General features: G+C 70.5%; 11 protein-coding genes. 9 read left to right on the top strand and 2 right to left on the bottom strand.

The features are described 5' to 3' along the window. Positions 1–138 precede the first annotated feature (138 nt). Positions 139–1,104, top strand: coding sequence for a sensor histidine kinase (locus PCA76_RS20880; RefSeq protein ID WP_272612166.1), 966 nt, complete (start codon positions 139–141; stop codon positions 1,102–1,104). Positions 1,105–1,112: 8 nt separating this feature from the next. Further along, positions 1,113–1,745 carry a response regulator transcription factor gene (locus PCA76_RS20885; RefSeq protein ID WP_336298005.1) on the top strand — a complete coding sequence of 211 codons (633 nt, stop codon included), beginning with the start codon at positions 1,113–1,115 and terminating at the stop codon, positions 1,743–1,745. Here the strand turns inward: PCA76_RS20885 and PCA76_RS20890 are convergent. Continuing rightward, entirely contained in the window at positions 1,740–2,591 is an 852-nt protein-coding gene (locus PCA76_RS20890) for an NAD(P)H-binding protein (protein WP_272612168.1), read from the bottom strand. The genes PCA76_RS20885 and PCA76_RS20890 overlap by 6 nt on opposite strands. 72 nt (positions 2,592–2,663) lie before the next feature. On the opposite strand from PCA76_RS20890, the gene PCA76_RS20895 reads away from it, so the two are divergent. Then, complete coding sequence (locus PCA76_RS20895; protein WP_272612169.1) at positions 2,664–3,602, top strand: AraC family transcriptional regulator; 939 nt, start codon at positions 2,664–2,666, stop codon at positions 3,600–3,602. Between the two features lie 95 nt (positions 3,603–3,697). Here the strand turns inward: PCA76_RS20895 and PCA76_RS20900 are convergent, their stop codons facing one another. Further along, on the bottom strand, positions 3,698–4,423 hold the full coding sequence (locus tag PCA76_RS20900; protein ID WP_272612170.1) for a TetR/AcrR family transcriptional regulator: 726 nt from the start codon (positions 4,421–4,423) through the stop codon (positions 3,698–3,700). A 28-nt stretch (positions 4,424–4,451) separates the two neighbouring features. Here PCA76_RS20900 and PCA76_RS20905 point away from each other — a divergent pair, with 28 nt between their 5' ends. From PCA76_RS20905 to PCA76_RS20930, 6 genes are all read left to right on the top strand, one after another. Further along, on the top strand, positions 4,452–5,576 hold the full coding sequence (locus tag PCA76_RS20905) for an FAD-dependent oxidoreductase (protein ID WP_272619495.1): 1,125 nt from the start codon (positions 4,452–4,454) through the stop codon (positions 5,574–5,576). A 122-nt stretch (positions 5,577–5,698) separates the two neighbouring features. After that, a complete protein-coding gene (locus PCA76_RS20910; RefSeq protein WP_272612171.1) occupies positions 5,699–8,524 on the top strand; it encodes an AfsR/SARP family transcriptional regulator in 2,826 nt (941 codons plus the stop codon). Between the two features lie 69 nt (positions 8,525–8,593). Continuing rightward, positions 8,594–10,174, top strand: a complete 1,581-nt coding sequence (locus tag PCA76_RS20915) for an alpha/beta hydrolase (protein WP_272612172.1) — start codon at positions 8,594–8,596, stop codon at positions 10,172–10,174. Positions 10,175–10,452: 278 nt separating this feature from the next. Next, the gene (locus tag PCA76_RS20920) at positions 10,453–11,313 is read left to right on the top strand and encodes a fructosamine kinase family protein (RefSeq protein ID WP_272612173.1); all 861 of its coding nucleotides are present in this window, start codon (positions 10,453–10,455) and stop codon (positions 11,311–11,313) included. A gap of 152 nt (positions 11,314–11,465) precedes the next feature. After that, positions 11,466–12,086, top strand: a complete 621-nt coding sequence (locus tag PCA76_RS20925; protein WP_272612174.1) for a TetR/AcrR family transcriptional regulator — start codon at positions 11,466–11,468, stop codon at positions 12,084–12,086. A 124-nt stretch (positions 12,087–12,210) separates the two neighbouring features. After that, positions 12,211–13,710 (top strand): FAD-dependent monooxygenase, encoded by a 1,500-nt coding sequence (locus tag PCA76_RS20930; protein ID WP_272612175.1) that lies wholly within the window; start codon positions 12,211–12,213, stop codon positions 13,708–13,710.

Here is a 13,710-nt window from a genome sequence, read left to right on the forward strand (position 1 = left end):
GTTACCGCAATCGGGCAATGGGTGCGCAGCTTCGAAGGAGTGCGCCGGCTCGCCTACGGCGCGACGGCTCTGATAGTCACAGCCGTGGTCGCGACGATCGACGAGAACGTACTCGTACCCTCAGGTTGGGTGTGGCTGGTGCTGCCCGCCGCCCTCACGGCCATGGCCCTACCTCCCCGCCGCCGGACATTGATCTTCGCGGCCTGCGCCGGGTTCGTGGCGATAGTGAGCACCGGTGAGTCGGTCCAGCTGGGCCTGGCGGCGGCCGGTCTCGTATTCGTCTCGACCTGCGAGGATCCTGCCCGCCGACCATGGCTCGGATGGGCGGCTGGTGTGGCCGGTGCCGCCGGTGCCCTCGCCATCGCCCTGCTGCACCATCGCGGGCTCTACGCACAGCCCTTCGTCTTCGTGGCGGCCGGCTATCTCCTTGCCGTCCTGATGCGCTCGTGGTCCCGCGGCAACGCCCTCACCCGGGAGACGACCGAGCTACGTGACCAGGCTGCCTGGCTCGAACAGCGCACCAACTTGGCCCGCGAATTGCACGACGTGGTCGGTCACCACGTCACCGCAATGGTGGTCCAGGCCGAGGCCGGCCAGTTCAGCAGCGACCCGGCAGTGGCGCTGCAGGCAATCGCGAACAGTGGTCGCACCGCCCTGCGCGAGCTCGACACGCTCGTCGTGCATCTCCGCAACCCGGACGCGCCGATAGTCGTGAGCGCCCCGCCGCGCCTGTCCGACATCGACGAACTGCTCGCCGAGCCGCTGCGCCAGCAGGGCGTAGCCGTGCACGTCCGTCTCGACGCCGAGCCGGGACTCGACGAGGTGGGGGTATTGGCGGCATACCGCATCGCTCAGGAGGCCATCACCAACATCGCCCGCCACGCGAACGCCACGACTGCCTGGGTTGAGCTGATCCGCGTCGACGGCCATGCCCGGCTGCGGGTGAGCGACAACGGGATCGGTCCGCCCCAGGCCGTAACGCGCGGCTCGGGACTGCTCGGCGTCGAGGAACGCGCGCGGGCGCTCGGCGGCAGCTCCCACGTGAACCGGCGCCCCAGCGGCGGTACGGTGCTGGAGGTCATCCTGCCGGTGGCGACGCCATGATCCGTGTCGTGATCGCGGACGACCAGCATCTGGTCCGCGACGGCTTCAGCCAGATTCTGCGTTCCCAGCCGGACATCCACGTCGCAGCCGAAGCCGCGGACGGACGGCAGCTTCTCGATGCCGTCCGCCTCGATCCCCGCATCGACGTCGCCCTCGTCGACATCCGCATGCCGGTACTGGACGGCCTACAAGCCACCCGGGAGCTGGCCGCGATTCCCCATGCCCCGGCCGTCATCATCGTCACCACCTTTGACGATGATGCGTACGTCCTGGACGCCATCGCCTCCGGGGCGCGGGGATTCCTCCTCAAACGCAGTAGTGCCCACGATCTGATGTCCGCCGTGCGCACAGTCGCGGCCGGCGGCGCAATCCTCTCGGCCGAGATCACCGGCGCCGTTCTCGAACGGGTACGGTCGACCGGCCCGGCCACCCGCGTGGATCTCGCCGCCTACCAGCTGACTGCGCGCGAGATCGACGTGCTCACGTTGATCGGCGCCGGGCTCAACAACGACGAGATCGCGCGAAATCTTCATCTATCAATGAGCACAGTCAAAACCCACGTCGCGAACGTGCTGGCAAAGACCGGCAGCCGCGACCGCGTGCGAGCCGCCATCCTGGCCATCCAGGCTGGCCTTTCATAGTGAATGGGGCGCCCTGTCCCAGACGCCCGTGGCGGCGGCGTCCCTGACGAAGTCGGCGAAATCCCGCGGCGGACGACCCAGGGCACGCTGCACCCCATCGGCCACCTGGGCGTTACGGCCGTCCAGCACGCTCGTGAACAGGTACGTCAGCAACTCGACGACCTCCACGGGCACACCCTCGACGGCCAACACCCCCGTGTACTCCTCAACGGAGACCGGAACGAAATCGATGCGCCGGCCCGCCGCCCGGGCGATCTCGCCGACCGCGTCGGCGAAGGTCAGCAGCCGCGGTCCGGTCAACTCGTAGAGCTGCCCCGCGTGTCCGCCCCCGGTCAGCGCCGCCACGGCGACGTCGGCGATGTCGTCGGCGTCCACGAACGGCTCGGGCACGGTCCCGACCGGGAGCACCACTTCGCCGCTCAATACCGGCTCCCGCAGATAATCCTCGCTGAAGTTCTGGCTGAACCAACTCGCCCGCAGGATCGTCCACTCGACCCCAGCGGACTGGATCAGCTTCTCGGCGGCCTGGGCCTCCTCCTCACCTCGACCCGACAGCAGCACCAGCCGGGCGACCCCGGAGGCCACCGCGAGATCGGCGAACGCGCCGACGGTCTCGGGAGCGCCCGGCACCGCGAGGTCCGGGTAGAAGGACACGTACACGGCGCCGACATCCCGGAGCACCGGCGCCCAGGTCGTCCGGTCCGTCCAGTCGAAGGGCCGCCCGGCGGACCGGGAACCGACCCGGACCGGCACTCCCCTGCCCCGCAGCCGCTCCACAACGCGACGGCCGGTCTTGCCCGTGCCACCCAGGACCAGGATCGTCTTCCGCTCTTGCTCGTTCGTCATAGGAACCATTCAAGGGCGGGCCGGTGAGACTGCACATAGCTAAGACGCGCGCTTTCATGTTCAATCGTCTACGTGGATGCTGTCTCCGGCCTGCTCGACGGACCTCGGGCGCAGGGCGCGTTCCTGCTCCGCTCGATCCTGACGCCGCCCTGGTCGATAGCCATCAAGGACGAGGCGCCGCTCACCCTGGTGGCCATCGTCCGGGGCGACGCCTGGATCGTCCCCGATGAGGGCGTAGCCGTGCGGCTCGGCCTCGGGGATGTAGCGATCATCCGGGGCACCAGCCCGTACAGCGTCGCCGACGACCCGGCCACGCCACCGCAGGTGATCATCCATGCAGGCCAGCGCTGCACCACGCCGGACGGCCAGGAACTGTTCGAGATGACCCAGCTGGGCGTACGGACCTGGGGCAATGGGCTGGACGGTCCGACGATCCTGCTCACCGGCACGTACACGATGCGGGGCGCGGTGGGTCAACGGCTGCTGGGCGCGCTGCCGCCGCTGGTGGTCGTCCCGCGCGAGTCCTGGGACTCCCCACTGGTTCCGCTGCTGGCCACCGAGATCGTGAAGGACGACCCCGGCCAGGAAGCCGTGCTCGACCGCCTACTCGACCTTCTGCTGATCGCCACGCTGCGCGAGTGGTTCGCCCACCCCGGGGCCAAGGCCCCTGCCTGGTACAAGGCACACAGCGACCCCGTGGTCGGCCGGGCCCTGCAGATGCTCCACAACAACCCCGCAGAACCCTGGACCGTGGCGTCACTGGCTGCCCAGACCGGGGTCTCCCGGGCCGCGCTGGCCCGCCGGTTCACCGCGCTGGTCGGCGAACCGCCCATGTCGTACCTCACCGAGTGGCGGCTGGCCCTCGCCGCCGACCTGCTCCGCGAGCGGGACGCCACCGTCAGTGCGGTTGCCCGCCAGGTTGGTTACGGCAGCCCCTTCGCCCTGAGCACCGCCTTCAAACGCCGCCGTGGGGTGAGCCCTCGGCAGCACCGGGTGGCCGCCGGTGAGTAGCCGCGTGACGGTCGCCGCGCCTCGTCAGCGGCAGACCCGGATGTCTGATCAAGGTGCATCGGCGTCCAGCCGGCCGCTGACAGCAGAGCAGTCGGTCACGTGCGGGGTCGGGTGGTGATGCCGTCCAGGACGGTGGTCAGGTTGTGGTTGAAGGTTTCCTCGGCATTGAGGTGGGCGCCGTCGATGACGAGCCGGGCGACGGTGGGATACCTGCCGGTTTCCAACATGCGTGTGAGGTAGGGGCCGAGGCTGGCCTGGAAGGCGGCTTCGTCGGTGCCGGTGGCACGGGCGGTGCGTCGCTCGGTGACCTCTCTGCGGACCGCTCCGATGATGAAGGCGTTGAGGGCGCCCAAAGCCCGCTGGAGATCGTCGATGCCGCGCACGCCGGGGGCCTGGCTCAGCGCCGCCGCGGTCGCTTCGCCCACGGCGAGCGCGTGAGGTCCCAAGTGTGGCCTTCCGCCGAGCAGGTCGGAAAACCACTCATGATCAAGGGCGGCATCGCGGGTCGCGCGGGCGATGGCCAGCACCGTCGAGCGCCACGCGGATTGCCGGCCGACCTCGGCGATCCGGGCATAGACGACGTCGACCATCAGATCGAGCAGTTCGGATCTGTTGATCACATAGTCGTAGAGCCGCATCGGACCGACACCGAGTTCTTTTGCGATCTTGCGCAACGACAGCCCGTCGAGGCCGTACGCGTCGGCAAGCCGGATCGCCGTAGTGGCGATCTTCTCGCGGCTCAACGGCACGGGCGCCGCCCGCGGCTGAGGTTCGGGCCGTTCCCAAACGGGCAAGTTATCGCTACCGTACGGTGTATCCACGAGGACAGCGTACGTTAACGGGGTGGGAATGCGAATTGCGATCGCTGGTGGCGGCCTTGGCGGCCTGACCCTGGCACGGGTCCTGCATCAGCACGGCATTGACGCGGTGGTGTACGAGCGCGAGGCAAGCCGATCCGCGCGGCCGCAGGGCGGCGCGCTCGACCTGCACCCGGAGTCCGGGCAACAGGCCCTGGCCGAGGCGGGTCTCGCCGGCCGGTTCCGGTCGGAGGCGCGGCCCGAGGGCGAGGAACATCGCATTCTCGACCCGACCGGGCGGACCCTGGTACACCACGAGCCGCAACCTGGCTCATTCTCCGGACGTCCCGAGATTGACCGGAGCGTACTGCGTGATCTTCTGCTCGATTCCCTTCCCGGCGACACGGTTGTCTGGCGGCGCCGGCTTGTCGCGGCGACCCCGCGACGTGACGGGGGATGGGAACTCACGTTCCACGGCGGCCACCGAGCCGGCTGCGACATCCTCATCGGCGCGGACGGCGCGCGCTCAGTCGTCCGGTCGTTGCTGACCGACGTCCAGCTGTCCTCTGTGGCCACCCTCGTCGAGCTGAACATCGAAGACGTCGACCGGCGCCATCCCGATCTCGCCGAGTTGGTCGGTCCCGGGAACCTGTGGTGCGTCGGCGTGAACCAGATCCTGGCAGCGCAACGCCTCGGCGACGGCAGCCTGCGTGTCGGGATCTCGCTGCGCGCAGACGATCGTTCCATCGACACATACCGTAGTAAGCACGCTCTGCTGGACATGTTCGGTGGCTGGGATCCACGCCTCACCGCACTCATCGAGGCCAGCGACAGCGCACCGGTGCCGCGCCTGATCGAAGCGATGCCCACCGGTACGCGCTGGGTCAGCCGACCGGGCATCACCCTCATCGGCGACGCCGCGCACCTCATGCCACCGGTCGGCGAGGGCGCCAACCAGGCCATGCTCGACGGGGCCGAACTCGCCGGCCGACTCGCCGCCGACCCCGCCGACCCGGACTCGGCAATCCGGACGTACGAGGAGGCGATGTTCAGCAGGATTCACCCGATCGCCGAAATGTCCGCACGAGTCCAAGCGATGATGCTGTCCCCAACCGCGGCCGAAGACATCGTCCGCTTCTTCACAGCCCAGCCCGCCGAACCGACGTTCGCAGACTGACAACCCCGCCCGCTGCAGTCGGGTGTCGGTAGCGTCGCGGTCAGCGTGGTGATCAGGGCGGCGAGAGGCCACCAGCCGTCCAGCCGATGAAGCAGGATGGGTCAGGCCCGTACGATGCGGTGATGGACCCTGCGGTGGGGCCGCCACCGATACGGTACCGACTGCTCGGGCCGGTCGAGGTGTGGTCTCTCGGCGGGGAACGGCTGGCCCTCGGCACGCCGATGCAGGTGCGCCTGCTGGCCATCCTGATGTCGCAGCCGGGCACCGGGTGGTCCATCGACCAACTCGTCGACGAGCTGTGGCAGGGACGCCCGCCGAAAACGGCGGCCGGCAACGTGAAGACCTATGTCTGGGCGTTGCGCCGGGCGTTGCGGTCCCCGGGCTCCCCCGACCCCGCCATCCTCGCCGGGGCCACCGGCTACCGTCTCGTCCTCGACGCTCAGGCGATCGACACCGTGGCCTTCGACGACCTGGCCCAGCGCGGATATCACGCGTTGCGACAGGGCCGCTGGTCGGATGCACTGCAGGCGTTCGAGGCGGCGCTGGCGCTGTGGCGTGGAGAGCCGTTTGGGGGCCTCCCCGGAAGCGGGGTGCTGCTCTCCGTCCGAACACGGCTCCAGGAGCAGCGGTCGAGTCTGCTGGAGGAAATCGCGGACATCCAACTGCGCGCCGGGCGGCACAACGAGCTGATTGAGCCGCTCCGGAGACAGATCGACGGAAATCCACTACGCGAGCGGCCGTGGGGGCAACTGATGATCGCCCTGGCCGGGGCCGGACGGCGCGCGGACGCCTTGGCGACGTACCGACAGCTACGCCGACTACTCAGCGACGAGGTGGGAGTCGAGCCCGCTCCCGATCTCCAACATTTGCATACACGGATCCTGCGGGCCGACCGGGAGCTGTTGACATCCGGGGCGCGGCCACCGGAGAAACCCGCGCCGCAGGTCCCCCGACAGTTGCCGGCCCCGCCGGCGCTGTTCACCGGCCGTACCCGTGAGCTGGCTCGGCTCACGACGCTGCTGCTCGGCGACGCCGGAGCGGCCGGCACCGTCGCCGTCACCGGTACCGGCGGCGTCGGGAAAACCTGGCTGGCGTTGCGTTGGGCGCACGACAACCTGCACCACTTCCCCGACGGGCAACTCCACGTCGACCTGGCCGGATTCGGTGCCGAGACACAGGAGGCGTCACCCTCAGCCGTCGTCGTACGCTCGCTTCTGCCCGCCCTGGGCGTCAAGCCCTTGGAGATACCCGCCGAACCGGCAGCCCAGTTCGCCCTGTACCGCAGCCTGACCGCGGACCGACGGCTGCTCGTCCTGCTCGACAACGCGCGCGACGCCCAACAGGTGCGGCCGCTGCTTCCCGGGTCGACCCGGTGTGGCGTGATCGTGACGAGTCGCCACACACTGCCCGGCCTGGTCACCGCCGAGGGTGCCCAGCCCGTCGCCCTGGATCTGCTCAGCACCGCCGAAGCGCGCCAGTTGCTCGTACGCCGGCTGGGTGTGCAGCGGGCCACCGCCCAGCCGGCGGCGGTGGACGAGTTGATCAGCCGTACCGCGCGGTTGCCCCTCGCCCTGTCCATCGTGGCCGCACGAGCCGCCGCTCGGCCCACGTTCCCGCTCCAGGCCATCGCGGACGAGCTGGCAGCGAGCCGGGGCGGGCTCGCCGCCCTGGCCACCGACGACGCCGCCACCGACCTGCGTACGGTGCTCTCCTGGTCGTACCGTCTGCTCAGTGCGGACGCGGCCCGGCTGTTCCGGCAGATCAGCCTGCACCCCGGAGCGGACGTCAGCGCGGCGGCGGCGGCCAGCCTCGCCGACGCGCCGCCGCACCTGGTCCGGCCGGCGCTTGACGAGTTGACCCGGGCGAACCTACTGGCCGAGCAGACCCCCAACCGCTTCCGCTGTCACGATCTGCTCCGCGCCTACGGGGAGGAGTTGACGGACCTACACGACTCCCCTGCCGACCGCAGGGCCATCCGGAAGCGCTTGCTCGACCATTATTTGTGTGTCGCCCGTGACGCGGTGAGGCTGGTCGACGCCGGTTGGCAGCCGCTCGATCCGCCGCCCCTGCCCGTCGCCGCGTCCACACCGGCGTTTGCCGACCACCGGTCCGCGCTGGCCTGGTTCGCCGTCGAACAGCGGGTGCTGCTGGCCGCCGTTCAGGAAGCCGTCGCGCACAGCTTCGACGCCCACGCCGGGCAGCTCGCCCAGGCCCTCACTCCCCTCCTCAGCAGGCTGTCACAGTGGCACGACCTGGCCGCCGTACAGGCCATCGCGATCACCGTCGCTCGACGCCGCGGTGATCCCTGTGCGGAGGCGTCGGCGCACCGGGACCTCGCGCTGGCACACATCCAGCTGCGCCGGTTCGGTGCGGCTCACCATCACCTTCGGCGCGCCCTGGCACGGTACGAGCAGGTCGGCGACCGCCCGGGGCTGGCCAGCGCACACCTGCACCTCGCCTGGCTGTCCGACATCGAGGGCCTCCCCGGGGCGGCACTGCCGCATGCCAGGGAGGCGCTGGCGCTGGCCAGCAGCACCGGCGACCGGCTCGGCGAGGCGGCGGCGCTCAACGCGCTCGGCTGGAGCCATGCTCGGCTGGACGAGCACGCCCGCGCCATCACCTACTGCAAGCAGGCGCTCGCGCTCTACGAGGAGGCCGAGGACCGGCTCGGCGCGGCCCACACCTGGGACAGTCTCGGTTTCGCCTATCACGGCCTCGGGACACATCCGACCGCGGCAGACTGCTACCAGCGCGCGCTCACGCTCTATTCCGACGTCCAGGACCAGTGCGGGAGGGCGGACACACTCGTCCGCCTCGGCGACACCCATCAGGCGGTGGGCAACCACGACACCTCGGTCGACATGTGGCGACAAGCGTTGGCGATCTTCGACCGGGTTGGTCATCCGCAGGCCGGAGAGCTGTCCGAGCGGCTGGCCGCCTATCACTGAACGCCCTCCGCCGACCGAGCCGGGAGCGGCATGGATCCGGCGTGGATCGGACGTCGGCAGGCTGGGCGAATGCTGACCACGAAGAGAACCACCCTCTGGCATCGCAGCGGGGTCGACCGTCGACGCCCGCCGCGCCTCCGCCGCCTCCTCCGCCTCCCGGCCATCGTCGCGGTCCTCGTCGCCCTGTCGCTCAACGCCCCACCGGCGTTCGCGGCGCCCGACGGCACCGGACCGGTCACCGGCTCGACGGCCGCCGGCGCCACCGGCGGGTGGAACGGCCGGATCGACTGGCGGGCGTGCCCGGAGCGGCCGGACGATCCAGGTACGCGTTGCGGCATCCTGCGCCTGCCGGTCGACTGGGCCCGACCGGGCGGGGAAACCTTCCAACTGGCCGTGGCGCGGCGCGCCGCCACCGACCCGGCCGCCCGCATCGGCGTCCTGGTCATCAATCCCGGTGGTCCCGGCCTGTCCGGGGTGGACGCCGCGCTGACCGCCGACAGTCAGGTCGGCCCGGAGGTGCTCCGCCGCTTCGACATCGTCGGCTTCGATCCCCGGGGTACGGTCCGCAGCACGCCTGTGCGCTGCTCATCCGCGCTGCTGGCCCGGCACCCCTCCCTGACGCCCGCCAATTCGGCAGAGTACGAGCGACTCCGTACCTACAACCGCCAGTTACGCGACAACTGCCGCGCTCACAGTGGCCCACTGTTCGACCACATCGACAGTGTGAGCGCCGCGCGTGACACGGACGCCGTCCGGGCGGCACTCGGCGAGCGGCAGCTCAGCTTCTACGAGTGGTCCTACGGCACACTGCTCGGGCAGTCCTACGCCGAACTGTTTCCCGACCGCGTCCGCGCACTGGTCATGGACAGCGTGATGGACCACAGCCAGGGGGTCAGGGAGTACTTCCGCAGCGGGGCGGCCAGTAACGAGGCCCTGTTCCACGAGTTCGTGACCTGGTGCGACGGGAACCAGAGCTGCGCCCTGCATGGGCGCGACGTGCCGGCGCTGTTCGACCGACTGATGCGCCGTGCCGACGCCGGCACGCTGGTCGATGCGGCCACCGGCACCCCGCTGAACTGGTTCGAGCTTGGTTTCGCGACGTTCGTCAACTTCTTCGACGCGACCTGGGCAGACCTCGCGAACATGCTGGTCGCGCTGGACCGGGGAGAGCCCGCTGCCCCTCCCATCGCGTCCCCGAAGACGCCCGTCCAGGACGGTGAGGACCTCACCGAGTACGCGCTACTCGCATTCTGCGAGGACTGGTCGCTGCCGGTCAACGGGTTCGCCGAGTGGAACCGGTATCTCACGGAGTCCCGCGCCACGGCACCCCACCTGCGGGCCTCCCCGCTGACCGTCCGCTTCGCCGCGATCTGCCTGGGCTGGACGGCGATCAACCCGCAACATCGGCTGCAGGTACGGACGAGTGTCCCGCTGCTGCTGCTCAACGGTCGATACGACCCGGCCACCCCGTACGACGGGGCGCTGCGGGTGGTGCGCCAGCTCGGAAGACAAGGCCACCTTCTCACCTACGAGGGCTCGGGGCACGGCAGCTACCCACGGACGGAGTGCACCCGGAGTTACGTCGAGCGGTACCTGATCGACAGAGCCACACCGCCGGTCGGCGCGAGCTGTCCGGGTGCCCCGGTCTGACGCACCGAAGCCGTCGCGGCGACGCCCCAGCTCACACGGTAGGTAGCCTGCTCGGTCCGACGGGGGTCGATCAGGTCTCCTACTCGACGGCTGGGGCGTCGACGTGCCCGGCTCGACGTGCCTCGCCGTCGAGCCGGGCACGGGTCTCCAGGGACCAGCCCACCACCTTCGTCAGCGATTCGCCCGCAGACCCACGACAGTCATCTGGCACATAAGCTTGCGCGAACGAGCACCCCGCACATGAGGAGTCCGTCCTGACGCGCTCGACGACGGTCCTGTTGGAACGCCTGCTCCGGGCCGGGATGCGCGAGGTCGTCACCGTGGAGCCGGTGACGGGTGGGGTCGCGGCGATCGCGGGCATCGCCACCCGCCGGGACGCACCGTCGGTGTTCGTCAAAGCCTTCGCCGAAGCCCCGGCCGACGACGTCTTCGTCGCGGAGGCCGCAGGGCTGGCCGCCCTACGCGAACTCGGCGGTGTGGCGACACCCGAGGTGATCCTGGCGGACCGGGAACTGCTCGTGTTGTCGGTGCTGCGGCCGAGGCCGCACAGCGAGATCTTCTGGGAGCAGTTCGCACACGTGCTCGCCCGCATGCACATGAGCACGACCCATCCTCTCTTCGGCTGGCACCACGACAACTGGCTGGGCCGCCGCCGCCAGATCAATACGTGGAATGACGATGGCTTCGCATTTTTCGCAGAGCACCGGCTGCTTCGGTGGCTCGGGCAGCCTCGCGTTGAGGCGGCCCTGGATGCCGGAGACCGGGAGGCGCTGGAGCGGTTGTGTCACCGGCTGCCCGACCTGCTGCCGGACCAGCCGGCATGCCTGACGCACGGCGACCTGTGGGTACAGAACATCCTGGCCACCCCGGACGGGCAACCCGCGCTGATCGATCCGGCCGTGTCGTACATGTGGGCCGAGGTCGACCTGGCCCATGTGTGGTCCACCTCGCCCCCGCCCGAGGCGCGACGACTGTTCGAGGTCTATGCGGACCTGACTTCGCTCGACGGTGACTGGCGGGCTCGCATGCCGATTGTCCAGCTCCGGCAACATCTCGCCGTGCTGGCCCAGTTCGACGACGACTGGGGCGCGGGTGACCAGATCCGTGCCGTCCTTGCCCCGTTCCGGACGCGATCCTGACCAAAGGTGGAAGATCGCGACCCGGCCATAGGACTCGGTCCGCGGTTCCCGGACGAAGGTGACACAGTCGGATAATCGTTCGCAACACGGTAGTCATGTTTTTGCGTAGCACGCATCTTTGCGTGACACGCAACTAGTGCTAGCGTGGTGGCATGACGGGGCTGCGGGAGCGCAAGAAGGCCGAGACGCGGGTGGCGCTCGGCTGGGCCGCGATCCACCTCGCCGCGGAGCGCGGCTACGAAAACGTCCGCGTCGAGGACATCGCCGAGGCGGCCGGTGTCTCCCCGCGCACCTTCAACAACTACTTCTCCAGTAAGGCGGAGGCGATTGCCTCCCGCCACCTCGACCGCAGCCTGCGCACCGCCGCCGCGCTGCGCGAACGCCCCGCCGACGAGCCGCTCTGGGCGGCGCTCACCCAGGCCGCGCTGGAGCAGTTCACGCCCGGCCCCGAGGTCGAGGCCATGCCCTCCCCCGCTCACGCCCAGTGGGTGGCCGGCGTACGCACCATGCTCGCCGAGCCCGCGCTCCAGGGCGAGCGGCTGCGCGCTGTCGCGGTCGCGGAGGCCGAACTCGCCGCCGCAGTCGCCGAGCGCACCGGCACCGACCTCGCCACCAACATGTATCCGAGGCTCGTCGCGGCCGCCGCCAGCGCCGCCGTCGCCGTCGCCATGCAGCACTATCTCGACAGCGCCGACCCGCCCACCCCGATCGAGCGCCTCATCACCGACGCCTTTACCCAGGTCGCCGCCGGCCTCCCGGCGCCGCCCCGCTGAAGCCCCGCCCCTCGCTCAAGGCACAGCCTCACCCACGTCCCCAGCCGTGTCACACCCCCACGGCGGGCCGGCCGCGTGCCGCGCCTGCCGGGGCGATGACGCACACCCCGAAGGGATCACGATCGTGATCGATGTCCTCATCGTCGGAGCCGGCCCCAACGGCCTCATGCTCGCCTGCGAACTGGCCCTCGCCGGCGTCCACCCCGTCGTCCTCGAACGCCACGCCGCGCCCTCCGGCGAGCCCCGCGCCAACGGCCTCGTCGGCCAGGTCGTTCGCCTGCTCGACCGGCGCGGCCTCTACGGGCGGCTCAGCGGCGAGAGCACCCCGCCGATCCCCCAACCAGCCTTCACCTTCGGCGCGTTCCCGCTGGATCTCACGATGCTCGCGGAGAACCCGCACTACGTGCTGGGCGTGCCGCAAGCCCAGCTCGAAGCCGCCCTCGCCGCCCGAGCCGCCGAGCTCGGAGTCGACCTGCGCCGCGGCCACGAGGTCGTCGACCTCCGCCAACTCCCCGACGCGGTCGAGGTCTGCCTTGCCGACGGTACGCAGCTCACCTCCCGTTTCCTCGTCGGCGCCGACGGCGGCCACAGCGCGGTGCGCCGCCTCGCCGGTATCGACTTCCCCGGCGTCACCACCGACCGGTCAATCTCCCGCACCGCCACCCTGACCGTCCCTGTGTCATCCCTCGACCCCGAGACCGGCGGCCTGCGCGCCCCCGGCTACGGCGTCGTCCCGCCGTTCCAGCACACCCGCACCGCGCGCGGCATGATCGTCTGGGCCCCGTTCCCCGGCCGCCCGGCGATCCTGAGCACGACGGAGTGGCCCGACGCGCCAACGAGCGACGAGACCCCGATGAACCTGGCGGAGCTACGTGCCAGCGTCGCCCGAGTGCTCGGCGCCGACATCCCCCTCGGCGCGCCTGACGGCCCTGGCCTGCTGCGGCGGCAGACCGGCCGCAACACCCGCATCGCCGCCCGCTACCGCGCCGGCCGGGTGCTGCTTGTCGGCGACGCCGCGCACGTGCACCCCGCGATCGGCGGCCCCGGCCTCAACCTGGGCCTGCAGGACGCCGTCAACCTGGGTTGGAAGCTCGCCGCCACGGTGCACGGCTGGGCACCGCACGGCCTGCTCGACACGTACGAAACCGAGCGCCGCCCCGTCGCCGAACGGGTCGTCATGTCCACCCAGGCACAGTCGGCGCTCATCGGTCCCGGCGACGAGATCACCGGCCTGCGGGAACTCTTCGCCGAACTGCTGCGCAAGCCGGAGGTGACAGGGCACATCGCGGCGCTGATGTCCGGCGCGGACATCCACTACCCCGCCGACCCCGCCGACCCGTTGGCCGGCCGCTGCGCCCCCGACGTGGTCGTGCACGGCGACCACGGCCCGATACGCCTCGCCGAGCTGACCCGCGCCGCCCGGCCGCTGCTGCTGGACTCCACGGGTGCCTACGCCGGTGTCGCCGCGCCCTGGCGAGACCGGGTCGACGTGGTCACCGGCCCACTGCAGGGCACGACCGCGACCGCGTTACTCGTGCGCCCCGACTGCTTCATCGCCTGGTCCGCCGGGACCGCCGGCACGCTGCGCGCCTCGCTCACCCACCACTTCGGCCTTCCACGATGA

This window comes from Micromonospora sp. LH3U1, from assembly GCF_028475105.1.
GTDB lineage: Bacteria > Actinomycetota > Actinomycetes > Mycobacteriales > Micromonosporaceae > Micromonospora.